Raw genomic sequence first — 21,832 nt, 5'->3', positions numbered from 1 at the left:
TATACCTGCTGCTTTTCAATGCAGAGTAACATTCATGTGTGGGGTGCGTTATACCGCACCACCGCCATCACGCCCGGTGCGTTATAACGCACCCTACATTCCTGGCAAACCGATCAAGGCGTATCAAAGTTCGCGGCTCAAATGCGATGGATTCCTGCCTGCGCAGGAATGACGATAGAGAGGGTATTCCGATAGATAAGCGGAGCAGTTTGCGTGATGCTCATACTTGGATAGTCGGGGGGGTATCAAGACCAGAAAATCACCAAGTAGGCGCATTAAAGCGTAGGGTGCGTTATAACGCACCACCGCCATCATAACGCACCCTACATTCCTGGCAAGTTGGTATACCCCTTGCCTTGCAAGCTACCCTGCAGGCTGTTCAAGCCCCTACCTGGTTACGCCCGGCCTGTTTGGCGGCATACAATTTTTCATCGGCGGCTGCGATGAGGGCGGCTTTGTCTTGCTGGTTGCCGGGGACGGTGGCGGCGACGCCTATGCTGAGGGTGACGATATCGCGTACCCTGGAGGTGATGTGGGGAATGGCTTGCGCAATAATGGCTTCCAGCAGGGCTTCTGCCTTGCTGACGGCGGCGCTGAGTTCGCATTCGGACATGATGCAGATGAATTCTTCACCGCCATAGCGGGCAACGACGTCATGCGGGCGACGGAAATTGGCGTCCAGGCAGGCAGCGACGGCGCTCAGGCAAACATCGCCTTGCTGGTGGCCATAGTGGTCATTGTATTGTTTGAAGCAATCGATATCGATCATCAGTATGGCCACGGATTTGCTATAGCGCTGGCAATGCCGCCATTCCTTGTCATAGGAATTGTCAAAGCTGCGGCGATTGGCGAGCCCGGTCAGGGGGTCGGTAAACACCAGTTGCTTTAGCAGATCATGCTGGAGTTTCAGGGTGATCTGGGTTTTGACGCGGGCGCGTACTACGTCCGGGTTGACGGGCTTGCTGATGAAATCCATGCCGCCCGCCATGAGGGCGCGTGACTCTTCTTCTGCATCGTTTTGGGCAGTGACAAACAAGACGGGGATGTCGGCGGTCAGTTCTTCTTGTTTCAGGCGTTTACAGACTTCCAGACCATCCATGTCGGGCATCATGACATCGAGCAAGAGCAGGTCGGGTGGGGTTTGCCTACAAAATTCCAGGGCTTTTTGGCCGCTGGTGGCCATGAAAACTTCATGATCGTCAGCAAAAATCTGGTACAGGGTCTGGATATTGATGACCTGGTCATCAACGATGAGTATGCGCGGGCGGCGTGACAAAAATTCTTGATTATTTGTCAATGATGCCAAATATTTGAGTGTGGACATGTCAGTGTCAGTCTATGCAGCCGGATGTATTGTCTAGGATAGCATTTGTCATGCCTGATGCGCTCAAATTTTGGTTCGCTATCAATGGGCCTCTAGCACTTCCAGCGCTTTGACAAAATCCAGCGACAACATGGCTTGTTGCATGGCTTGCTGGCGTGGTGCCGGCCATTGCTGCTGCAAGCTGGGCTGGATTTCTTGATACAGGGCGCTGGCTTTCATGTTCTGGCTTTGCAACAAGGTTTTGAATTCTTGCAGTTTGACTGTGTCGACCTGGCTGGCGGCATGCTCGTCAGATGCGCTAAGGCTGGCGTTTTGTGCCTGCAACCAGCTTTGCACACTGGAGATAGTCATGCCCAGTTGTCTCCTGGCCGCCTCCAGCAGGGCAGGGATGCGCTCGTGGTCTTGCTGGACAATGGCGGTTTCCAGCGCCTGCGCAGCCTGGGCAAAGTTCCTGGCACCCAGGGTGCCTATGCTGCCGCGCAGGGTATGCAGGCAGCGCGCAGCCTGTTGTGCCTGGTCTTGTTGCCAGTGGCTGGCGGCCTGCTCAAAGTCATCGTGGGCATGATTCATCATGTTTTGTATGACGCCCGCCAGAGTTTTGATGAGGGCCGGGTTGCCCTTGGCCATGGCCAGCAGTTTGGTCGGGTCGAATACGCCGTTGCTCGGTGGCGGGTTGCTGCTAGCTACTGCTGCCGGTGCCGGATCAGGCATGACAGTTGTAATAGACGCTGTATCGGCTTCGCTGCCCCTGGCTGCTGGCAGCGTTGCAGGCTCTGCCGGATTTACCGAGCCAGGTAGCATGTGGCGCGCCATAGCGACCAGCATCTGGTCTATGTCTATGGGTTTGGAAATGACATCGTTCATGCCTGCTTCCAGGCAGCGTTCGCGTTCTGAGGTCATGACACCAGCGGTCATGGCGAGGATGGGGATGGGCAGGGCCAGTTCCTTGCGCAGGATTTCGGTGGCGGTCCAGCCATCCATGATGGGCATTTGCACATCCATGAGCACCAGGTCAAATTGCCCGGCGGCTACTTTTAAAATTTCCACAGCTTCGCTGCCGTTATTGGCCAGTTTGACGACGGCGCCGGTTTGTTCGAGGATTTTGGTGGCGACGATCTGGTTGAAATAATTATCTTCTACCAGCAAGATATGTTTGCCCGTAAAGCTGCCCACGCCCAGGGCTGGCGGCGTACTGGCATGCTGCCCGGCAGGCAGGGTGCTGCCATGCTGTTGCAGGCTGGTTTCTTGCAGCACGTCATACAGGCTGGAACCGGTCACAGGTTTCAGCAAGACGGCGTCGGGGGCGTTGGGTTTGCCATCCATATTCAGTGCACTGCGGTCATAGGCGCTGCTCATCAGGATCAGGGGGATGCGCTGGCTGGCCAGCAAGGTTTTGATGGCGGCCAGGGTAGCCAGGCCATCCTGGCCGGGCATATGCCAGTCTATCAGAATGGCGCAATAATCGTCAGCACTGTTGGGAATTTGCGCCAGTTGATCACGTACTTTTTGCAAGGCTTGCTGGCCAGAACTGGCGGTATCCGCTTGCCAGCCCCAGGCTTCTATGGTCTTGGCAATATAGCGGCGGCTGGTGGCATTGTCATCGACCACCAGGATTTTCCTGGCCTGGTTGCTGCCTGGCGGCAAGATGGCGGGTTTGTCTTCATCTGCCTGCACAGGGGCGGCTTGCATGGGGATGCTGACGATGAATTCAGTACCTGCACCTTCCTGGCTTTGTACGCGGATATCCCCATCCATCAAGTCAACCAGGCGCTTGGAAATGGCCAGGCCCAGGCCAGTGCCGCCAAAGCGCCGCGAGGTCGAGGCATCGGCTTGCTCAAAGGCACTGAAGAGGCGGCTGATTTGCTCGGCCGACATGCCTATGCCAGTGTCGCGGATGATGAATTGCACCTGCAAATTGTCGGCATCCTGGCCTGCCAGCTGCACCAGCAAGGAGACTTCACCTTGTTCAGTGAATTTGATGGCATTGCCTATGATGTTGATGAGCACTTGTTGCAGACGCAAGGCATCACCTATCAGCTCCCTGGGCACGGCCGTGTCTATGCCCATCGAGAGTTCCAGCTGCTTTTCACCGACATTGACCGACATCATATTGGCCAGGGCGCTGAGGATGTCCTTGAGGTAAAAGCGGGTCGGTGACAATTCTATGCGGCCAGCTTCTATTTTCGATATATCCAGGATGTCATTGAGTATGCCCAGCAAAGACTGGCCGGACGAACGTATCATTTCCAGATAATGGCGCTGGGTGCTACTCAGCTCGGTCTTACCCAGCAGATAACTCATGCCCAGCACCGCATTCATGGGGGTGCGGATTTCATGGCTCATATTGGCCAGGAACTCTGACTTGGTGCGGCTGGCCATCTCGGCCTGGTCGCGGGCTGCGATGAGCGAGCTTTCCAGTTGCTGCTGGCGGCGAATGTCGGTGGCGATGCCGAGGATGCCAGCAATCCGGTTTTCTTCATCCAGCACGGCACTGATGACCAGGTTGATTGGTATGTGGGCACCCTGCTTATGGATATACGTCCATTGCTGGGCTTGCACCTGGCCCAGGCGCGCCTTGGCGGAAAAAACCTCAAAACCCTGCACCGGGTAACCCAGTTCGGCGGTCAGCACGGCGGCCCTTGCTTGTATCTCTGCCTCAGGGTGGAAGATGGCCGGGGTTTGCTTGCCCACCATCTCGGCTTCGGTATAGCCCAGCATGCGTTCTGCACCCGGGCTGAACACTTGTATGACACCCTGCAAATCACAAGAGATAATGGCAAATTCACTTGCCGCAGCAAAGATGCTCTTGAGCCTGGCCTGGGTACGCAAGTCTTGCAACTGTGTCTGTTTCAGCAGCGTGATATCGGTGGAAAACACATACATCCCGTGTATGCTGCCATTGCTGACATGGGGTACGTACGAGGCCAGCATATAGCGCTTGCTGCCATCCTGGCCGCTTAATGCGCGTTCAAACAATTGTGCTTCACCTGCCATGGCAGCCTGGATGTGCGGCAGGTTTTGCTGGAACACGGTTTCACCCAGTACTTCACGCACGGGTTTGCCCTTGATACTGGTGGCATCAAGCCCAAACCAGTCGAGGAAGGCGGCATTGGCAAAGCGCAGCTTGAATTCAACATCGCAATAGCTGATCATGGCTGGCATATGATTGATGGTGGCTTGCAAGTCAGCCTGGCTATGCGCCACTTCTTGCAAGGCATGCAGGCGCGCCGCTTCCTTGATGCGGCTTTCATTCATGCTGGTGGACAAGAGCATGGGAGGAATCGCCGTCATCAGGATAGGCAGGTAGAGCAAGACGATTTCCCAGTTTGGAAAATCTTGTGGCATGGCGATATGACCAAAAGAAATCATCAAGTCCAGGGCGCTGACAACCAGCACCAGCAAGACATGGGATTCTTCATACGTCAGCTTGTGGGCTGCAAAGCTCAGCGCCACCAGTACATACACAAAAGGGAAGGGCAGATAGCGCAGCGCCACCATCACCAGCGCCAGGGTGAGGATGGCAAAGCGGCCAAAGCGCAGCCAGTCTGCACTCAAGTCGCGCCAGCGCGCCTGCCGCATCGTCAACCGCAATAAAGGGAAAATCAGGGTCTGCCCGAGCGCCGCACTGACATACCAGTTGGTAAAGGTACGCCCAAAATCGGCCTGGCCATCCCAGGCCATCAGCGTTGCCACGAAGGTGGCACTACAGGCGCAGGGCAGGAAAAACCCCAGCAGGATGAGCTTGAGCAAATGCGGCACTGAACGATCAAAATCACGCGCCAGATCGCCTTGCTGTATGACATAGCTGACCAGGCCTATCTCCAGCGCATTGGCAAAGCAGAACATGCCAGCGACGGTGACGCTACTGCCAGTCAGCAGATTGGCGGCAAAGCTGGCCACTGCTGTCAGCAACAAGACTTGCCACTGCCACTGACGACGATGTCCACACATCACTGCCACGGCGACCGCATTGGCATACCACAGCGTGGCGATAGGATCATCCCCCGGCGTCAGCCAGATACCTGCCAGTGCCAGCACAAAATACCAAAAGCCAGCCATGAACAAGCGCCTGAGGGCAAAGTGGGGCTCTTGCTGGACGCTCATCAAGCGATTCTCCGGTAAGGGGGCATGGTAAGTAAGTGTAGACGATATTCTTGTGATAATTGTAAGGGAATGTGGAGAGAGTGTGGGGATTTTGCCAATCACTTGTGTGATTTATATCATTTTGCCGTGATGGCGGAAGGTGTTTTGGGAGAGGGCGTGAATGCGCGCAATGACCAGGCAGAACTGTTCATCTACAAAACCGGAGGTTGTTTGGTGCGTTATAACGCACCCTACGCCATCACCAACCACCTCAGGCGTCGCTCCAGCGCAGGCTGGAGTCTAGTGGCGTTCGTTGATTAAGGAAGCAACTTCGCAAATCGGATGCATCTGAAAAAACTACGGCCACTCAAAGCTCACGGCATTAACACCATGGATGCCTGCCTGCGCAGGAATGACGAGAGAGAAGATACTCAGTTAAAAAACGGCAGGGTGTGTGTGGGTATCAAGGCAACGAATACACCTGTAGGGTGCGTTGTAACGCACCGTCGTGGGCCATAACAAATGGTGCGTTACAACGCACCCTACGCCATCACCAACCACCTCAGGCAACGTCGCTCCAGCGCAGGCTGGAGCCTAGGGGCGTTCGTTAATTAACGAAGCAACTTCGCAAATAGGATGCATCTAAAAAGACTTATAGGATAAGCCATGCGCACCGCCTTGTTCACCTTAAAAAGTGGCGCAGAATGAGCTACTCTCCGTGCCCGCTCTGTGCCTCTGTGGTGAGTTTTTGGTCTTGATTTCAGTCAGCAGGGTGCGTTATAACGCACCATAAGACCCAAGCCTTAAGCCCCAAGCAGGTTTAGCCTGATACCCTCACGCATGGCTTGCGTCAGGTTGTCACGCGCGCGGTATTCGCTGCGCTTGTTGGAGGGACGCTCAGACAAAGGAGTGTCTTCGCTGGCCAGCGGCAGCAGCCAGTTGCCATTGCTGCGCAAGGACGCACCGGCGCTTTGCCACAAAGTGTCGTATTCAGCCTTGATGCATTTACTGAAGCGGTAACGCCAGGCCTGGTAGATGTGATTCTTTTTGGCGATGCATTCTATATCGCTGCAATGCAGAGTCCTGGCCAGACTGCGCAGGGCTTCTATCAGCAGCAGGCGTGGCTGTATGCCATGCAGGCTCTTGGTGCAACTACGTATGGCATCGCGTGCATCCTGCTTGCAGGACTGCAAGCCACCAACCCGGATAATGAGCTTGTGCGCTATGCGGTCAAAAGAAAAACTCAGGCATTGCAATAAACGCCCGTCCTGGAACAAGCCCAGGCTGAGCCCGCCTTCACGCTTGAAGGCGCAACTGCGAAACAGGCTGATGCGATAGTCTTCCTGGTTCTTGCCTTGCAGCGCGGCCAGTTCAAAGCTTTTACCTGCCAGCATGTCCTGGGCGCGATGATGGCCAAATAACTGCGCCGACAAATGAAAATGATTGCGCAGCAAATGCAGGCGAGTGGCGCTACAGATCTGGCGGTCAAAGAAAGGGCGGTGGATAGCGTCCAGCAAACTGACATCGGCAGGCACGGTCTTGCGCAAATAAGTCTGATGCAGATAGTGATACCAGCGCAGGCTCACTTGCGGGCGCAAACTGCTGCGCACAAGGAACAGGCATTTGCTCTTGAAATTGCTGCTGTCATCCTTCAGGCGCGAATGCAGCGCCCAGCGCAGGCTGGCCATCAAGCTGCCAGAAGCATGCAATTTTTTTGTATCGATAGACTCCAGCACCCGGCCCGTCGTCCACAGTTCCCGCCAATTCAAACTATTCACAATCGCACCGTTTGTTTCGTATTGCTGATAAATGTAACCCAATGTATCAAACTATGGAATGCCTTGGCAAGACTAATTTTGTCGTCAATTTGTCATCATTTCATGCGTAATTGGCAGAAGATAATGCAGTTTTTATCTTTGTTAAAAAACACTTTATTGATTTTGTGAAAAATAAATGCTGAACTTAGCTGCTTTTCTGCGTAAATAATCTGTTTTGTAACGCTAAGTTGCATTTAAATTTCCATGCGGAAACTATTTGCAAGGAAATTTCCCCCGGCATAAATGCGAATCAAAAGGGAAGGCGCGCTGGAGATATTTGTAAAAGATGTTGAAATTTTCGAGTTGCGACGAGCTTACACAAAACTAAGGCCTCATTTCCCCCCGTATTTTTACAGGCTTGCCTATTCCGGCTCACCGGCTCACCAGCTTCACATGCCTTAGCCAGGGCCAGGCAAGCGGTGCGCGTGGCGCACCATATGTATCAAATCACCGTATCAAACCACCGCATCAAACCGTATTGCGCAACAGAGCTACTTTCCATGTACTTATCTACAAGGCGTATACTCCGCAGCAATAAAATAAATCATTTATTTCATTTCACCTCTACACCATGCACACACAAATTGACCATGAACAAAACCTGGCGCTGGTCTGACCTCATTGCGGGTTTGTCGCTGGCCGGTTTATTGCTGCCGGAAGCGGTGGCTTACTCCAGCATTGCCAACTTGCCGCCGCAGGCGGGCATCCTGGCCTTGTTTGCTGGCTTGCTTTGCTATGGCCTGATAGGCAGCAGCCGTTTTGCCATTGTCGCGGCCACCTCTTCATCGGCGGCGGTGCTGGCTTCGGCATCGGCCTCCATGGCCAATGGGGATGCCAATGTGCGCATACTGGTGGCAATGGGCATGGTCATCATGACGGGGGTATTTTTTCTCTTCGCAGGTGCGGCCAAGCTGGGCAGCATTTCTGACTTCATCGCCAGGCCGGTCTTGCGCGGCTTTGCCTTTGGCCTGGCTGCCGTCATCATCATCAGGCAGTTTGCCCATGTGGCAGGTGTGCATACACAGCATACCGACATGCCGCGTTTTATCTATGAATTGCTGAGCCAGGTACAAGCCTGGAACTGGTTGTCGCTGGCCGTGGGCCTGGCGGCCCTGCTGCTCTTGTATGGACTGGCACGCACCCCCTTTATGCCTGCGGGGCTAGTGGTGCTAGGCCTGGGCATAGGCGTAGGGCAATGGCTGGGCCTGGCGCAGCATGGAGTGCAAGTGGTTGGCCATATCGATTTGCAATTGCTTGCGCCCACACTACCTGACCTGGGCTATGGGCAGTGGTTGCGCATTGGTGAATTAAGTATCGCCATGCTGATGATCTTGTATGCAGAATCGTATAGCTCCATCCGCAACTTTGCGCTACGTCATGGCGACAGCATCAGCCCCAATCGTGATTTGCTGGCACTGGGCGCGGCCAACCTGCTCTCCGGCCTGTTCCAGGGTTTGCCGGTGGGTGCGGGCTTTTCTGCGACGGCGGCCAATGAAAGCAATGGCGCGCAAAGCAAATGGGCGGGCTGGGCGGCTGCGGCGGTGTTGCTGCTCATCGTGCTGATCCTGCTCCCCACCATCGCCCTGACACCGGTGCCAGTGCTGGCGGCCATCGTTATCCACGCAGTCAGCCACTCCTTGCGGCCATCAGCGTTTCACAGCTATTTCAAATTGCACAGAGACAGGTTTGTCGCCATGGCGGCGGTGGTTGCGGTACTCTTGCTGGGCGTGCTCGACGGCTTGCTGGTCGCCATTGGTTTTAGCTTGCTAATGCTCTTGCGCAAACTGGCCGAGGCCAATGTCACCGTACTCGGTCGCCTCAATGGCGGCCATGATTTTGTCAGCCTGGTCAATTACCCGGAAGCCAAAGTCATCCCCGGCGTACTCATCTTGCGCCCCGAGATGGCGCTGTTCTTTGGTAATGCTGAACGCAGCATGGCGCTGGCCAAGCAATATGCCGCCGCCAGCGACGCCAAAGTCATCGTCATGAGCCTGGAAGAATCCCCCGACCTCGACAGCTCGAGCATAGAAGCCTTGTCCGACCTCTGCGCCACGCTCTACCTGCAGAAAAAACACCTGATGCTGGCCCGCCTCAAATTCGCCAGCCGCGTGGTCTTGCAAAGAGCCGAGATACCACATTTGCATATAGGCAGCTTCAGCGAACTCAGCGTCGACGATGTCGTAGTCATGGCGCGTGAGGTGTATGTGGATAAGGGCTGAGGCGAGGCCATCCATGTACTACACAGAGGGATATCATTTGATAAAAATACTTGGTGTTAAAATAGCATATAGATATGTTTTAGCCTGATTGTCTTGCTTAACAACGCATCCAGGCGATGACACACATAAACTCAATTGAGCATTGAACGATCTTATGCATTTTCCTTCCGAGTTGCTCGCTTATTTCGATAAGATTCAATCTCCAGTCTACAGGAATCGTTTTGATGTGGAAGTCCACCTGTTGAATCCAGAAGAGGTTGTGACTGTCACCGATCTTCTGGCTTATCACCCGCTTGTTGAAAGCCTGGAAGGCATCGTGCTTGACGACCCTGATACAAGTAACCATCATGTTTATCTGAGGCGACCGCCATTTGTTGGGCATATACTTTATCTTGCGCACGCTGATGATAAACGTATCATGTTCCCATCCCTGGATGATTTTTTGACGGCGGTTGACCGTGGGCTCAAGCAAGGCGAGTCTTTATATAACTTGCACCCTGTTTGCTCTCCCTTGATAGCAGATCAAGCGGCACTTTGTGCCTTCATTGAAGAAGATATTTTCAGAGACGGGGACAATGAACTGGCTCTCGCTTGTATTCCTTCTCTGGACCTGAATAATCTGTCCTTGTTGACGAAGCTGGCAACATCAGATGATTTTTATTTGGGTGAAGCAGTTGCAATGGAAATCTGCAAACGCCCAACTGAACACCTCAGAGTAATTGCAGAATTGTGCTGTCAACATAGACACCCGCAAGTGACTGATGTTGGGCATCGCGCCTTGTTGGCGATTCAAGGTCGGCAATTTGTCAAATAAATTGTGTGGAAAAGTATTTTCCTTCATTCAAAAAAGCACCGAAAGAACCCATGCAATTCCGCAAACTGTTCTTGGTCTCCCTGTTCCTGCTACCCATCGCCATCAGTGAGTAGGGTGCGTTATAACGCACCGTCGGCAGACGTAAAATTTGGCAAGAGTGATCAGGAACTGTGTTGTTAACTCCACTGATTTAAATTTGGCATGGTCCTGGTTTCATGAGAAGGGTGAGTAATGATTTTATTCATATTCGATGGTGCGTTATAACGCACCCTACTTATTGAGTTTGCAATATACTTTTTGAAAATCAATTTCTTGAATCTGCACCATGTCCAATTATCGACGTGCCTGGCATCCAGGAGGGACGTATTTTTTCACCGTCAATCTTCTCAAGCGTGCAGGCAATGATTTGTTGATTCGTCATATCGATGTATTGCGTGAAGCTGTTCGCGTGGTACGCGAGACGCATCCGTTTATCATCCATGCCTGGGTAGTCTTGCCTGATCATTTGCATTGCGTGATTGAATTGCCGCCAGGTGATATTGATTTTTCTGTTCGCTGGCGACTCATCAAAAGTCATTTTTCAAAAGCCATTCCAAAGACAGAAGCAATGAGCCTGTCCCGGTTTAGCCGCAATGAACGTGGTATCTGGCAAAGACGTTACTGGGAACACTTGATACGCAATGAACAGGATTTTTCCGCGCATATGGATTATGTCCATATCAATCCACAAAAACATGGATTGGTTGAGCATGTATCTGATTGGCCGTATTCAACATTTCATCGCTTGGTGGAACAAGGTATATACCCAAAGGAATGGGCAGGCGGTGAAGAAGATCAACTTGATCACCGTGAGTAGGGTGCGTTATAACGCACCATTTGGTGAAACAAGATTTGTCATATGAATCGGCGGATGGCGTGGATGGTGCGTTACAACGCACCCTACGAGGCCGTCGAATTGGAAGGGTATGCCTGGCCTCACTTATAATGTCAAAAAACTTTGAAAGTACCCATGCAATTCCGCAAACTGCTCTTGTTATCTCTGTTCCTGCTTCCCCTCGCCAGTCATGCGCAAGCACCCAAAGAACTGCTACTCAATAAAGAGCAACTGGCCAAGTACGCCCTGTCCTATAAAACCGATGAGGTTAAACACTTGCGCCGGTTTCTGAATACCTATGCGAATAAGCGTGACGATGTTTCACCCGTCGATGAAAGAGCGGCCAAAGTTCTTGATACGCTGAAGATAGACAAGAAGATATTGAAAAGTAAATTCATGGTCTATCAGTATTCCGGCATCATCGGCGGTGGCAAAGGCGTGTCCATTGTCTCGCAAGATCATCCTGAAGTGATACTCGATTTCTGGGTTTATAAAACTGAAGGCAATGCTTGCGAGGTACGCGATTTGCTTCTACAAGAAGATAAACGCGATCTGGATGAGTTTCAAATTGTCTACCGCAATTATTTGCACCATAAGACCCTGGCTATGTGATGAAGATCTGAAATCACAGCAGGCAGATGCACGGATGTTTGCCGTTGCAGGAGCGGCTTTAGCCGCGAACATCTGCCTGCGCAAGTGTGATGAGGTGGGAGAGCAATGCGGATTGTTGTTTGCTGTTCGCGGCTGAAGCCGCTCCTACAGAGGGCATGCTCAGATATCGTCAGGGCGGGCTGATGTATTACCCCGGCATGGCCAAATACAACTCTTCCACCTTGGCCCGCGCCCATGGCGTCTTGCGCAAGAACTTCAGGCTGGATTTGATGCTGGGGTCGCTGGTGAAGCAGTTGATGTCTATCATCTTGCCCATGGCATCCCAGCCATAATGGGCCACCAGTTGTTCCAGGATAGCTTCCAGGGTGATGCCGTTGAGGCTGCGTGATGGCTGTGCTTGGTTCATGTCTTCCTCGTTTGTTATCCTTGCAGATGCGCATCATATCAGCTTGTGATGATGGTGCGATGGTGCGATGGTGCGATGGTGTGACTCAGGGTCACTACACATCCCAGCGCGCCACGATGTGTACCGGCCAATCGACGCTGGCACGCTTGCCTTGCATGAGTAAGTTATATTCTTCATCGGTGATGAGGCAGGGCAGGCGTTCAGTGCGGCGACCATAGCTGACTTCAGTTTCGATCACCGGGCGATCAAGATAAGCTTGCAGGCGCGCTGCATCCTCAGCAGGCAAGTAAGTGCTTAGCCTGCGTATATCGGCCAGCAGGCATGACCTGGATTTATCCGTGCTGGATAAATCATCCACCAGGTGACTGATATCCGTCATCGCCGTGGCCAGCCTGGAATACACAAAATCAGCAAATGAAAATGCCTCTATCGTATGTCGGTCTGAGTCATGCCAGATATACGCCACCACACGCTCGCCTTCATGGGGCGTCAGGCAAAAAACATCACCCGCACCGGATTGCGCAAAAGGGAAGAAGCTGCGGCCGTTCTGGCTTTCAGGCTTGAGCCAGCCGTTGATGGTTTGCGCAATCGCCTCCGCATCCAGCCATTCAAAGTCATAGCTGCTGATCAGCGCTGGCGGCGCTTCCTGCATATAGTGTTGCCAGTTGGCTTGCCAGTCTGCCCTGTCTTTGCCATAGCTGCTAAGGCCGTCGCGGTAGAGTGCCTGCAAGATTGGAGGTAATTCTATGTCGGTGGCTTGGGCCAGTGCAGACATTTGTGCCAATTCATTTTTCATGGAGATTCTGTCTCTGCTAAAAATCCTGGTAATTTTATTGCTGCTTCTCTATTTTGTCGAAACGCTGCTCCAACTCTTTTGCCGCATTCTCGCGGTTTTGTTTACTGTAGAGACCAGCAAGCTGACGCCTGCCAAATGCCATCATAGGATGATCTGGCCCTAGTGATTTTTCCCATATAAGCAGTGCGCGCCGGTAGAGATTTTCTGCCTCCAGGTATCGCCCTTGCAAGGAATATACTGCGGCGAGGTTACTCAGGTTTTCCGCAACTTCGGGATGGTTTTTCCCCAGTTTTTTTTCGCGCATGGCGAGTGAGCGCTTGAGCAATAGCTCAGCATTGCCAGTATCATCGCGCTCATAATAAATGGATGCGAGATTATTGACTGAGGTCGCCAGATAGGGATGATCTGGTGGCAGTTGCTTCTCCTGTATAGCAAGAGCGCGCTCAAAAAATGGCTGCGCCTTGGCATATTCGCCCTGATCTTTATACAGATGACCCAGATTGTTAAGTGTTGTTGCCACTTGAAGATGCTGTGGCCCCCACCTGTTTTCCCTGATCTCTAGAGAACGCAGGTAAAAATGCTCAGCTTCTGCATACTTGCCTTGTTGGCGGAGCAATTCTGCGATATTGTTCAGCACTGTCGCCACGAGAGGTGGAGGTGGTTCCGGCACATCATTGAGTATGTCGATGGCGCGTTTATACAAGGCTGAAGCTTCTGCATATTTGCCCTGTGTCACCAAAAGTACCGCAAAATTATTGAGATAAGTAGCAAGATCCGGGTGATGCAAGCCGCGTGCTTTTTCCATGTTTGTCAGTGCCGCTTGATATAAAGACCCAGCTTGCGGGTATTTACCCTGTGTTTCATATAAACCGCCCAAATTGAGCTGACTGACTGCCAGGGCACTCCTGTTCGATCGGACATTCTTTTTCCTGATCGCTATTGCACGTAGATACAAGGGCTCAGCCTTTGCATAATCTGACCGGCGTTTGTACAGCAGGGCCAGATTATTCAAGATCACTGCCACATCGGGATGATAGAGACCCAGGCGCTTTTCCTTGAGGCGCAAGGCATGCAGATATAAATTTGCTGCTTCATCAGACAAGCCTTGCTCTTCATAGCTCATCGCAAGCTTGAAATTTGCGTCTGCCAGTTCAATTTGAGAGTGGTTTTGCTGGCTTGCCAGTTGCACTAATTTTTTTGCAGTAATGGCCGCATCGACATAGTTTTCTTGATCATATTGCGCAGAAAATTGGTCGCTCAGGTTTTTCCATTCATCGCTTAGCGCGTCGGCGTGTATGCCGGTCGCCATGAAAAGAAAGAACAGCACTGCGCTTAAGTATTTTTTCATAGGTATAGTGGGAAATTTCTCCAGATGAATTTGCACATGCTCAGGCACAATCCGCATTCAATGCAGTAGGGTGCGCCGTGCACACCTCTTGTTTTCTGGGCGCATGAGCATGGTGCGTTACAACGCACCCTACAAATTTTTTATGCATACGGTAATGGTGCGCATGGCGCACCCTACTGTCTATAACCGGGGTAGTGCTACCATGCTTACTCAGCATTGAGGCGCTTCAAGCGTTGCCCCAATATCCCCCAGATGCAATCCTCGCCATCGACAGTGCCGCACATGGCCCAGCCTGTGCCTATCTTTTGCACAGTGACTTCACAGTCGAGTTCTGCGGCGAGTTTTTTCGCCCAGTTTTCTGCAGCGCTCTTGCCTTTGAAGAGTTCCTTGCCTTCAAAAATCACGGTGGTGTCAAATACGGGGGCGGCGAATACGGTGTTCATGGGGGGTCCTGAGGGCGGTAGGGTGGGGTGTGCAAATAGTCATTGTAACTTAGCGCTCGCTAGCCAGTAATAAATGCCATCTTAGTGTATGGTCGTTCAGAACTTTCATCTGAGATTTTTTTAGCGCGGTTTGGGATCCAGCAATTCTGCCAATGTTTGAAATCGTAAATCAGATATTGGTTGATCGCATGACATAGAAGTGGTCCGCTTATTTTTTACGATACGAACTCCTTCAAAATAGCCATCGGCTTCTGGCGACGATGAGCTTTCTATGATGTATGTTGTTCCCGATTTATTAAAGTGAATAGAGGTCAGGCTGACCCCCAGTCCTTGTCGATATTCTCCCTCAAACCGCGAGATGGATTTTTTTGTGTGAGCAGGATATATCAACCCCGGATGATCTGGTTTGCCAAAGCGGTACTGCAACCACATTTCACTGGCTCGCGCGTCTGCAGCTATCTCATGGAGTTGTCCACCACAAAGCGACACAATATTTTTGCTGCTGTAGAGCTTACATGAGAAGTAAGTGACTTCGTGATCCTTGCAGTGAGTCAAGACTTGCGCATGAGATGTGCCGACAGATATTGCTAACAGTGTGCCTATGAAGATTTTTTTTTGCATAAACTCACTTGGGGGAAAATCGTGAATATATTTTTTGTCTGATTGCTTAGAGGGCAAGGCATACTTCCAGGTACTAATAAGCGATCAAATAGAATAGCTTTCAAAGATAGGCTCCGCATCTCAAAAACAATTTGTCGTCAAAACAGTGCTCATACATGAAGACGTGCAACTGAGCGGTGAGCATGGCTGCAGTCAGGCAGATGGCGATGGATTTTTTCATGGGAATAATTATAGCTTGCCTCGTTGCTGGCAATACAGGATTTACCTGGGCAGATGGTGTTTAGTTTTGCACCTCCTCAAATTTTTGTACACGGTAGGGTGCGTTATAACGCACCGCCTTTCACTTGGCATCATCTATCATTTACGTCGGAACATGGCGCACCGTGCACAGGTTTCTTTGCGGCGATGGCGCAACACCCTTCATCAAAATACTTTCTTTTTTCCAGCAGCTATTGCTACAATCCGCTCATCGTCACACTACCGCATATGCACTTTATGTGATCAATACCCACGTCATTAACGCTGGGTAAGCTTGCCAGATCAAAACAAGAAGTAAAAAACTGGCACAACATCAAATGCTCAGCGCGATGCCGCATGTCTGGAATTATCAGGCATGGGCAGACCTGGCCAGCTTGCACTGTCTAAGGATCCATTCCGGCTTTAGCCCGGCATCAGTACACGATACGTATTTGTTCATCAACAAGCGCCTGGGCTTAGCCAGTGTCGCTGTTGCGAGCTTGCGTCTACAGGAAAAAAAAGAAAATAAGAAAATAAAACATGAAAAAAATAAAAAACTACCTCGTCATCGACTTTGAAGCCACCTGCTGTGATCAGGGCAGTGTGCCGCGTGAGCATATGGAAATCATAGAATTTGGCTGTGTCATGGTCAATGCGAGTGACTTTGCCGTTGTCAGTGAATTCCAGAGTTTCGTGCGGCCCGCCAGGCATGCGCAACTGACGGCTTTTTGTCGCAGCCTGACCACTATCACTCAGCAAGAAGTAGATGTCGCGCCCGGCTTCAAGGAGGTGGTGATGCAGTTCAAGCATTGGCTGTATCAATACCAGGATTTTGTATTTTGTTCCTGGGGCGATTATGACCGCAAGCAATTGCAGCAGGATTGTGGATTCCACCGCATCGCCAACCCCATAGGTGCAGCACACATCAATCTCAAGCCTTTGATGTCAGAACGGTTTAATCTGAGTAAAAAACTGGGACTGGGCCAGGCCATACACCATGCCGGGCTGGAATTTTCTGGCACAGCGCATCGCGGCATCGATGATGCGCGCAATATTGCACGCTTGCTGCCGTTTTTGTTTGAGGCCAGCGCTGGGCAATGATGACGAGCAGGAGCAAAAAAATATCCCCCGTCAGCGACAGGGGATATCAGAGGCGACTAGCTAGAAATCAGTATATTACTTGCTGACTTCGACCACGCGGCCATTCAAAGGCTGTACCGGACGTGCATTCATTTTGTACAGTTTGTTGAAGGCAGCCAGCTGGGCTTTGGATAATTCCACAGGCTGCTTCAAGACTTGCCAGCGCACGCCATCGCTGCAAGGTGGGGTCGTCAAAGAACCCATGAAGCGGTAATACGCGCGATCTGTCGGCAAGACAGCGGCAGGATCAAAGCTGGCTAAAGGATTCGGTTTGCCTTCTGCTGGCAGCGCAGAGAATACTGGTGCCAGGGCAGCGTTTTCTTTACCAGTTTTGAACAGGACAGCGACGACGAACAATTTGCCATCCGCACTTTTGTGCACAAAGTGCGCCACCAGAGGGAAGTTGGCGCCGTTGATTTTTTCTTCGCTGGGTGTGTGGAAGTGAAATTGCAGCAAAGCTGCTTCATCGCTGCCCACTTTCAGTGTGCTGCCGGCTGGCAAGTTCACTTGTACGGTGTGGCCATTGTTGATCACTTCAGCGCTACCGCCTTTGTAGCCAAAATCCAGCGCTGGCAAATCAGCTTTTTTAGCGTCTTTGGAGACGATATTGATAGGCGATTGTTCTTTGCTGATCTTGCAAGCCTGGTTGGCAGCATCAAGCTCGGACCAGTTGGCAGGGCCGCCTTTACCTTCATAGCCCCAATGGGCGGGGGCGGCTTTGTCATCGGCATGGGCAGTGGCGAAAGACAGGGCGAAAAGGCTGCCCAAGATGGAAGTGATTAATTTGTTCTTCATTCTATTTCTCCGTTCTTAAAAGAGCTTGCGGTTGGCACTACTGACTACGAAGGCTGGTGATACTTGATGAAAGAGGCTGGCAAATCTTTAAATACGGCGACCTGCCCTATGCGGTAGCACAGGCTGCGCGTGTCCATGTATTGCCATTCCTGCAAGATGGGCGCATTTTACTGGAAATGTTTCCAAAAATGAAGCATGTCCTTCATTATTTTTAAATCAACAATACCTGAGGTTTATGTAAAGCAATTTCTTTAAAAAAATGCATTCTAGACATGCATCTACCATGGCACTATAGAACAGCCAGACGTGAAATCAAGCGATTGTGGTGAAAAAATAACAATTACTTGTTTGCTGCAGTAAACGTACGATGAAGGCACGAAGTTGGGGAAATCTGGTGGAATAAGGCGCTGGCAGAGACTGACTATATGAATAGCTGGAATCATCCATTCTTGATGCTTGTCTGCAATTTTTAAAGTGGTTTGAGTTGTGCAACACGCACACTATCACCCTGGAACATGCCATCTTCATATTGGGATGAGAGGAAAATTTTCTCTTCCCCTGTGCTGAGCAAGAGTATCTGATGCTGTGCATCTTCGAATTGCCAATGAATAAAGTGACTGATGAATCTCGCCCAGTAAGGATGTTTGTCCATGCTCACCATATGCAGTAATTCCTGATGGAAGAATGTAGTTTCTCTTACTTCGATGCTGTATTGTAGTGGCCCCTGGCCCCAAGAAATGTAGAGGGCCGTACCAGCCTCCATGCTCAATTTGATTTGTCCATCAAGCTGGTGCCACTGACTGACATCTTCGCTAAAGTCTTGTGCTGACTCATGGGCGAAGACGTGGTAATCAACATGCTCGAGTCGCATAGATGTCATGCCAATATGGTTTTCAATTGTGTATCAAGCATGAAAGTCCTTGGTTTGCCCAGTCAGGGCTACGTCATAATTTACAAAGAATAGCACTGCATTATAAAATCGCCGGTTACACACGAAATTAAAAATGAAGGAATCGTTTGCATGCTGACACGCATATTCTGGAGATGTTTTGTTGTTTTAGGCCTGGTTTATGCCCTACAGGAAGCCGTGACGGGTTATATAGAAAACCGCGCATTCAAAGCGCATGGTCTGGTGGCAGAGACAGATCAGATTTACAAATACGATCAAACCGTACATACCACCAAGCAGCGTGGACATAGTCCTGACGTCTCGATCACCAATGAAGCCGCCATCAGTTTCATGACAGCAGAAAATGCTAGGATCACTGTCAAAAAAAGGCTGCCAGATGATGTGCTGGAAAAGTATAAAAGGTATGAACAAGTCAATATCGAATACCTCAGCAATGAACCAAGTACTACCCGCTGGCGCGGTGAGAAAAGGGATGTGAGCGGCTCTATCATGTTCAGCCTGTTCATGCTGGTATTGACGATTATTACGATAGTCACCTGGCGCAGTGAAACTGAGTGAGCTTGCCTGTACTCGCAACATCCAGGCTCTGGCCATCATTTCAGTAGGGTGCGTTGTAACGCACAGTTTGCGAATCACGAAATGGATAGTGCATGTTGCGGCCTGTCTGGTGCGTTATAACGCACCCTACGGGATTACTGCTTCTTCATGGTGATATGAGAATTTGACTTCTCTGTGTTTTTCTCTGTGACTCTGTGTCTCTGTGGTGAGACTTTTGGTCTTGTAGGGTGCGTTGCAACGCACCACGCCAACGCCCCATATTCTCTCCATATTGCGTGATCCACGAAACGGTGCGTTATAACGCACCCTACTCTGTAGGGTTTCGTTCGTCATGAGAATACGATTCTTCCGTGTTTCTGTGGCGAGATTTTTGGTTTTGACTTCAATCTTGTCGAGATTGATTAATGGAAGCTAAGTTGGTACTCAAGCTGGCAAGACTATCAAAACGTCCCCTGTATCTGATACGGAGCGACCAGCCATTCATAACCCCCTGCAGGGCTATTGCCTATGTGACCCAGGCCAGGGAAGGACATATGGGCGCTGCCAACCAGGTAGCCTTTGCCTGCGGCCAACTGCAATAAATATTCACGCGACTTGATGGCCGCCGCTGCATCAGAATCATAGGTGATGGTGATGCTGGGGTCTTTGAATTGCGCATTGCCTACATGGATCACATCACCCCACAACAACAAGTTTTTACCCTGGCTGGTGATGACATAAGCCGTGTGACCTGGGGTATGACCATAAGAAGGCAGGCTGCTGATGCCCGGGAAAATCTCTTGCGCACCATTGAAGGTTTTCAAATGACCAGCATCTGCATACGGGTTCACCGTGGCGCGCGACTGGGTGAAGGTCAAACGCCTGGCGGCTGGGGCTGCATCGGCCTGTGCCTGGCTCAGCCAGTAGTCGGCATCTTTTTTATCGACATACACATCAGCATTCGGGAATACCCGTTTGCCAGCAATGCTCAAGCCACCAGAATGGTCACCGTGTATATGCGTCAGCAAGACCGCATCGACTTGCTCAGGCTGGTAACCGGCGGCACGCAGGTTGCTGACCAGGCGGCCACTGCTGCTGTCTTTGCCACTGCCAAACAATTCACCCGCCCCGGTATCCACCAGCACCAGTTTGCTGCCAGTGTTGATGAGATAAGTATTAATGGACAACTCGGCCGGCAACTCTTCATGGTGATGGGCAAAGGCGGCGCGCACTTGCTCAGGTTTACTCATGATCTCATCGACATGGCGGGTGGCCGTGCCATCAGACAGCACGGTTACTTCAAAGCCACCCAGCATCATGCGATAAAAGCCCGGTGCCTGGAATTTTGCCATGGGCACGCCTGCTGCTTTTGCGGTTTCTGCATGGGCCTGGCCTGGGGCACTGGTGGAGAGCGCGATGCTAGCAGCGACTGCACCTGCCAGCAGTGTGATGGCCTTTGCGATGTGATTCATTGCCAGTTTGATGGTGGTTTTCATGATTAAGCCCTTATACCTGTGATGTTATGCGTTTTTTTTGCGCTTTTGCGCTGAACAGGGCTTCAGTATAAAGAGGAATTGTGTTTCAATAATGCACTATTCAATCATTATATTATGTAGTCAGGCTAACTAATGCGCGCCAGCGAATTTGCAGAATTCAGAGCCTTCGTGGCCATTGCAGAGCGACAAAGCTTTGTTCGGGCAGCTGCTTTTCTGGAAGTCACCCCATCGGCCCTGAGCCAGTCCATGCGCCAGCTGGAAACCCGTCTGGATGTACGGCTCTTGCACCGCACCACACGCAGCGTGTCGCTGACCCAGGCTGGCCAGCAATTGCTGGATCACTTGCGCCCTGTGCTGGAAGGGCTGGAGCACGCTGCCGACGCCGTCAATGATTTTCGCGAAACACCTACAGGCACGGTGCGCCTGACCGCACCAAGGGTGGCCACAGAATTGCTGCTGGCGCCCAGGCTGGCAGAATTTCGACTGGCATACCCCCACATCGTGCTCGACATTTCGGTAGAAGATAAAACCATAGACCTGGTCAAGGGCCGCTTTGATGCAGGCATACGCCAGGGCGAATTGCTGGCACAGGACATGATCGCCACCAGCATAGGCCCGCAGCGCCGCTTTGTCTGCGTCGCCTCGAAAGCATATATCACCAGACACGGCATGCCGCATACCCCGCTTGATTTGCAAAAACATGAATGCATACGCATCAAACGCCCCAGCACCGAACTCAAACTGCCCTGGGTCTTCATGGACAAAGGCCAGCCTCTCGACATCACCGTCGAAGGACACCTGATCGTCGATGACGCCGGCCTGGCCCTGGCCGCCGCCCTCAACGGCGCAGGCATCGCCGCCCTGGCAGAAGACTATGTAAGCCCCTACCTGCAAAGCGGCCGCCTGCAAGAAGTGCTGCCAGACTTTGCCAGCACGCGCGCGGGGTTTTATTTGTATTATTCCAGTAGACGACATATGACTGCTGCCCTGCAGGCATTGATTACTTTTTTGCGGGTGGGGTGAAGGGCATGTCATTTAGTTCCTGCACATGGCGGTAAAAGACCAAAAAACTCACCACAGAGACTCTGAGACACAGAGATGGCACAGAGTTTATTGCAGGAATGTCGCGTGACCTATTGCTGGATTTTTTTGAGAGAGAACGGTGCGCATGGCGTACTCTACCAGCTTATTCAAACGCCGTTTAGTAGGAGCGGCTTTAGCCGCGAAAGTTTTGCCGTGCCCACCAATTCGCGGCTAAAGCTGCTCCTGCAAATGCTGGACCAAGTGTGACGCAAGCCAGTAGGGTGCGTTGCAACGCACCGTTTTACGAGTGAAGATGGGGGCATTTCAGAGTGCTACG

Annotated in this window: 19 protein-coding genes; 8 read left to right on the top strand and 11 right to left on the bottom strand. The window is 51.5% G+C overall.

The features are described 5' to 3' along the window. Window positions 1-379: 379 nt before the first annotated feature. Both ACO0LF_RS26955 and ACO0LF_RS26950 read right to left on the bottom strand, forming a co-directional pair. A complete protein-coding gene (locus ACO0LF_RS26955) occupies window positions 380-1,324 on the bottom strand; it encodes a diguanylate cyclase (protein WP_423019712.1) in 945 nt (314 codons plus the stop codon). An 81-nt stretch (window positions 1,325-1,405) separates the two neighbouring features. Next, window positions 1,406-5,428 (bottom strand): response regulator, encoded by a 4,023-nt coding sequence (locus ACO0LF_RS26950; protein ID WP_423019710.1) that lies wholly within the window; start codon window positions 5,426-5,428, stop codon window positions 1,406-1,408. A 69-nt stretch (window positions 5,429-5,497) separates the two neighbouring features. Between ACO0LF_RS26950 and ACO0LF_RS26945 the strand changes: the two genes are divergently transcribed. Beyond that, window positions 5,498-5,728: a hypothetical protein gene (locus ACO0LF_RS26945; RefSeq protein ID WP_423019708.1), complete on the top strand. Its 231-nt coding sequence runs from the start codon at window positions 5,498-5,500 to the stop codon at window positions 5,726-5,728. Window positions 5,729-6,210: 482 nt separating this feature from the next. Here ACO0LF_RS26945 and ACO0LF_RS26940 read toward each other — a convergent pair whose 3' ends face one another. Continuing rightward, window positions 6,211-7,185, bottom strand: a complete 975-nt coding sequence (locus ACO0LF_RS26940; RefSeq protein WP_423019706.1) for a DUF535 family protein — start codon at window positions 7,183-7,185, stop codon at window positions 6,211-6,213. Between the two features lie 629 nt (window positions 7,186-7,814). Here ACO0LF_RS26940 and ACO0LF_RS26935 point away from each other — a divergent pair. The 4 genes from ACO0LF_RS26935 to ACO0LF_RS26920 all read left to right on the top strand — a co-directional run bounded on the left by ACO0LF_RS26935 (window position 7,815) and on the right by ACO0LF_RS26920 (window position 11,743). Next, window positions 7,815-9,443: a SulP family inorganic anion transporter gene (locus tag ACO0LF_RS26935; RefSeq protein WP_423019704.1), complete on the top strand. Its 1,629-nt coding sequence runs from the start codon at window positions 7,815-7,817 to the stop codon at window positions 9,441-9,443. A 154-nt stretch (window positions 9,444-9,597) separates the two neighbouring features. Then, complete coding sequence (locus ACO0LF_RS26930) at window positions 9,598-10,257, top strand: hypothetical protein (RefSeq protein ID WP_423019702.1); 660 nt, start codon at window positions 9,598-9,600, stop codon at window positions 10,255-10,257. 325 nt (window positions 10,258-10,582) lie between these two features. Further along, window positions 10,583-11,113: an REP-associated tyrosine transposase gene (locus ACO0LF_RS26925; protein ID WP_423019700.1), complete on the top strand. Its 531-nt coding sequence runs from the start codon at window positions 10,583-10,585 to the stop codon at window positions 11,111-11,113. Between the two features lie 153 nt (window positions 11,114-11,266). Next, on the top strand, window positions 11,267-11,743 hold the full coding sequence (locus ACO0LF_RS26920; protein ID WP_423019698.1) for a hypothetical protein: 477 nt from the start codon (window positions 11,267-11,269) through the stop codon (window positions 11,741-11,743). A 187-nt stretch (window positions 11,744-11,930) separates the two neighbouring features. Here ACO0LF_RS26920 and ACO0LF_RS26915 read toward each other — a convergent pair whose 3' ends face one another. From ACO0LF_RS26915 to ACO0LF_RS26895, 5 genes are all read right to left on the bottom strand, one after another. Next, window positions 11,931-12,149 carry a VF530 family DNA-binding protein gene (locus tag ACO0LF_RS26915; protein ID WP_423019696.1) on the bottom strand — a complete coding sequence of 73 codons (219 nt, stop codon included), beginning with the start codon at window positions 12,147-12,149 and terminating at the stop codon, window positions 11,931-11,933. 94 nt (window positions 12,150-12,243) lie between these two features. Continuing rightward, on the bottom strand, window positions 12,244-12,945 hold the full coding sequence (locus tag ACO0LF_RS26910; RefSeq protein WP_423019694.1) for an SMI1/KNR4 family protein: 702 nt from the start codon (window positions 12,943-12,945) through the stop codon (window positions 12,244-12,246). 34 nt (window positions 12,946-12,979) lie between these two features. Beyond that, window positions 12,980-14,293 (bottom strand): tetratricopeptide repeat protein, encoded by a 1,314-nt coding sequence (locus tag ACO0LF_RS26905; protein WP_423019692.1) that lies wholly within the window; start codon window positions 14,291-14,293, stop codon window positions 12,980-12,982. A gap of 206 nt (window positions 14,294-14,499) precedes the next feature. Next, window positions 14,500-14,736 (bottom strand): hypothetical protein, encoded by a 237-nt coding sequence (locus ACO0LF_RS26900; RefSeq protein WP_423002983.1) that lies wholly within the window; start codon window positions 14,734-14,736, stop codon window positions 14,500-14,502. Between the two features lie 120 nt (window positions 14,737-14,856). Continuing rightward, window positions 14,857-15,414, bottom strand: coding sequence for a hypothetical protein (locus tag ACO0LF_RS26895; protein WP_423019690.1), 558 nt, complete (start codon window positions 15,412-15,414; stop codon window positions 14,857-14,859). 720 nt (window positions 15,415-16,134) lie between these two features. Between ACO0LF_RS26895 and ACO0LF_RS26890 the strand changes: the two genes are divergently transcribed. Next, entirely contained in the window at window positions 16,135-16,695 is a 561-nt protein-coding gene (locus ACO0LF_RS26890) for an exonuclease domain-containing protein (RefSeq protein WP_423019688.1), read from the top strand. Window positions 16,696-16,770: 75 nt separating this feature from the next. Here the strand turns inward: ACO0LF_RS26890 and ACO0LF_RS26885 are convergent, their stop codons facing one another. Together ACO0LF_RS26885 and ACO0LF_RS26880 are read right to left on the bottom strand one after the other, a co-directional pair. Further along, window positions 16,771-17,529, bottom strand: coding sequence for a carbonic anhydrase (locus tag ACO0LF_RS26885; protein WP_423019686.1), 759 nt, complete (start codon window positions 17,527-17,529; stop codon window positions 16,771-16,773). Window positions 17,530-17,998: 469 nt separating this feature from the next. Beyond that, complete coding sequence (locus ACO0LF_RS26880) at window positions 17,999-18,400, bottom strand: hypothetical protein (RefSeq protein WP_423019684.1); 402 nt, start codon at window positions 18,398-18,400, stop codon at window positions 17,999-18,001. A 150-nt stretch (window positions 18,401-18,550) separates the two neighbouring features. On the opposite strand from ACO0LF_RS26880, the gene ACO0LF_RS26875 reads away from it, so the two are divergent. Continuing rightward, the gene (locus tag ACO0LF_RS26875) at window positions 18,551-18,997 is read left to right on the top strand and encodes a hypothetical protein (protein WP_423019682.1); all 447 of its coding nucleotides are present in this window, start codon (window positions 18,551-18,553) and stop codon (window positions 18,995-18,997) included. Between the two features lie 440 nt (window positions 18,998-19,437). Here the strand turns inward: ACO0LF_RS26875 and ACO0LF_RS26870 are convergent, their stop codons facing one another. Next, on the bottom strand, window positions 19,438-20,472 hold the full coding sequence (locus ACO0LF_RS26870; protein WP_423019680.1) for an MBL fold metallo-hydrolase: 1,035 nt from the start codon (window positions 20,470-20,472) through the stop codon (window positions 19,438-19,440). A gap of 132 nt (window positions 20,473-20,604) precedes the next feature. Here ACO0LF_RS26870 and ACO0LF_RS26865 point away from each other — a divergent pair, with 132 nt between their 5' ends. Then, a complete protein-coding gene (locus ACO0LF_RS26865) occupies window positions 20,605-21,495 on the top strand; it encodes a LysR substrate-binding domain-containing protein (RefSeq protein ID WP_423019678.1) in 891 nt (296 codons plus the stop codon). The last annotated feature ends 337 nt before the right edge of the window (window positions 21,496-21,832 follow it).

The organism is Undibacterium sp. Di27W (assembly GCF_049340345.1).
Taxonomy (GTDB): domain Bacteria; phylum Pseudomonadota; class Gammaproteobacteria; order Burkholderiales; family Burkholderiaceae_D; genus Undibacterium.
Note: the sequence above shows the minus strand (reverse complement) of the source record. Positions and strands in the feature narration are given on the sequence as shown.

Excerpts from the sequence above, each read along its gene's own strand:
- ACO0LF_RS26865 (WP_423019678.1), top strand. The coding sequence starts at position 20,605 with ATGCGCGCCAGCGAATTTGCAGAATTCAGAGCCTTCGTGGCCATTGCA.
- ACO0LF_RS26875 (WP_423019682.1), top strand. The coding sequence starts at position 18,551 with ATGCTGACACGCATATTCTGGAGATGTTTTGTTGTTTTAGGCCTGGTT.
- ACO0LF_RS26900 (WP_423002983.1), bottom strand. The coding sequence starts at position 14,736 with ATGAACACCGTATTCGCCGCCCCCGTATTTGACACCACCGTGATTTTT.
- ACO0LF_RS26935 (WP_423019704.1), top strand. The coding sequence starts at position 7,815 with ATGAACAAAACCTGGCGCTGGTCTGACCTCATTGCGGGTTTGTCGCTG.
- ACO0LF_RS26945 (WP_423019708.1), top strand. The coding sequence starts at position 5,498 with ATGTGGAGAGAGTGTGGGGATTTTGCCAATCACTTGTGTGATTTATAT.
- ACO0LF_RS26870 (WP_423019680.1), bottom strand. The coding sequence starts at position 20,472 with ATGAAAACCACCATCAAACTGGCAATGAATCACATCGCAAAGGCCATC.
- ACO0LF_RS26910 (WP_423019694.1), bottom strand. The coding sequence starts at position 12,945 with ATGAAAAATGAATTGGCACAAATGTCTGCACTGGCCCAAGCCACCGAC.
- ACO0LF_RS26925 (WP_423019700.1), top strand. The coding sequence starts at position 10,583 with ATGTCCAATTATCGACGTGCCTGGCATCCAGGAGGGACGTATTTTTTC.
- ACO0LF_RS26890 (WP_423019688.1), top strand. The coding sequence starts at position 16,135 with ATGAAAAAAATAAAAAACTACCTCGTCATCGACTTTGAAGCCACCTGC.
- ACO0LF_RS26920 (WP_423019698.1), top strand. The coding sequence starts at position 11,267 with ATGCAATTCCGCAAACTGCTCTTGTTATCTCTGTTCCTGCTTCCCCTC.
- ACO0LF_RS26930 (WP_423019702.1), top strand. The coding sequence starts at position 9,598 with ATGCATTTTCCTTCCGAGTTGCTCGCTTATTTCGATAAGATTCAATCT.
- ACO0LF_RS26905 (WP_423019692.1), bottom strand. The coding sequence starts at position 14,293 with ATGAAAAAATACTTAAGCGCAGTGCTGTTCTTTCTTTTCATGGCGACC.
- ACO0LF_RS26955 (WP_423019712.1), bottom strand. The coding sequence starts at position 1,324 with ATGTCCACACTCAAATATTTGGCATCATTGACAAATAATCAAGAATTT.
- ACO0LF_RS26915 (WP_423019696.1), bottom strand. The coding sequence starts at position 12,149 with ATGAACCAAGCACAGCCATCACGCAGCCTCAACGGCATCACCCTGGAA.
- ACO0LF_RS26885 (WP_423019686.1), bottom strand. The coding sequence starts at position 17,529 with ATGAAGAACAAATTAATCACTTCCATCTTGGGCAGCCTTTTCGCCCTG.
- ACO0LF_RS26880 (WP_423019684.1), bottom strand. The coding sequence starts at position 18,400 with ATGCGACTCGAGCATGTTGATTACCACGTCTTCGCCCATGAGTCAGCA.
- ACO0LF_RS26950 (WP_423019710.1), bottom strand. The coding sequence starts at position 5,428 with ATGAGCGTCCAGCAAGAGCCCCACTTTGCCCTCAGGCGCTTGTTCATG.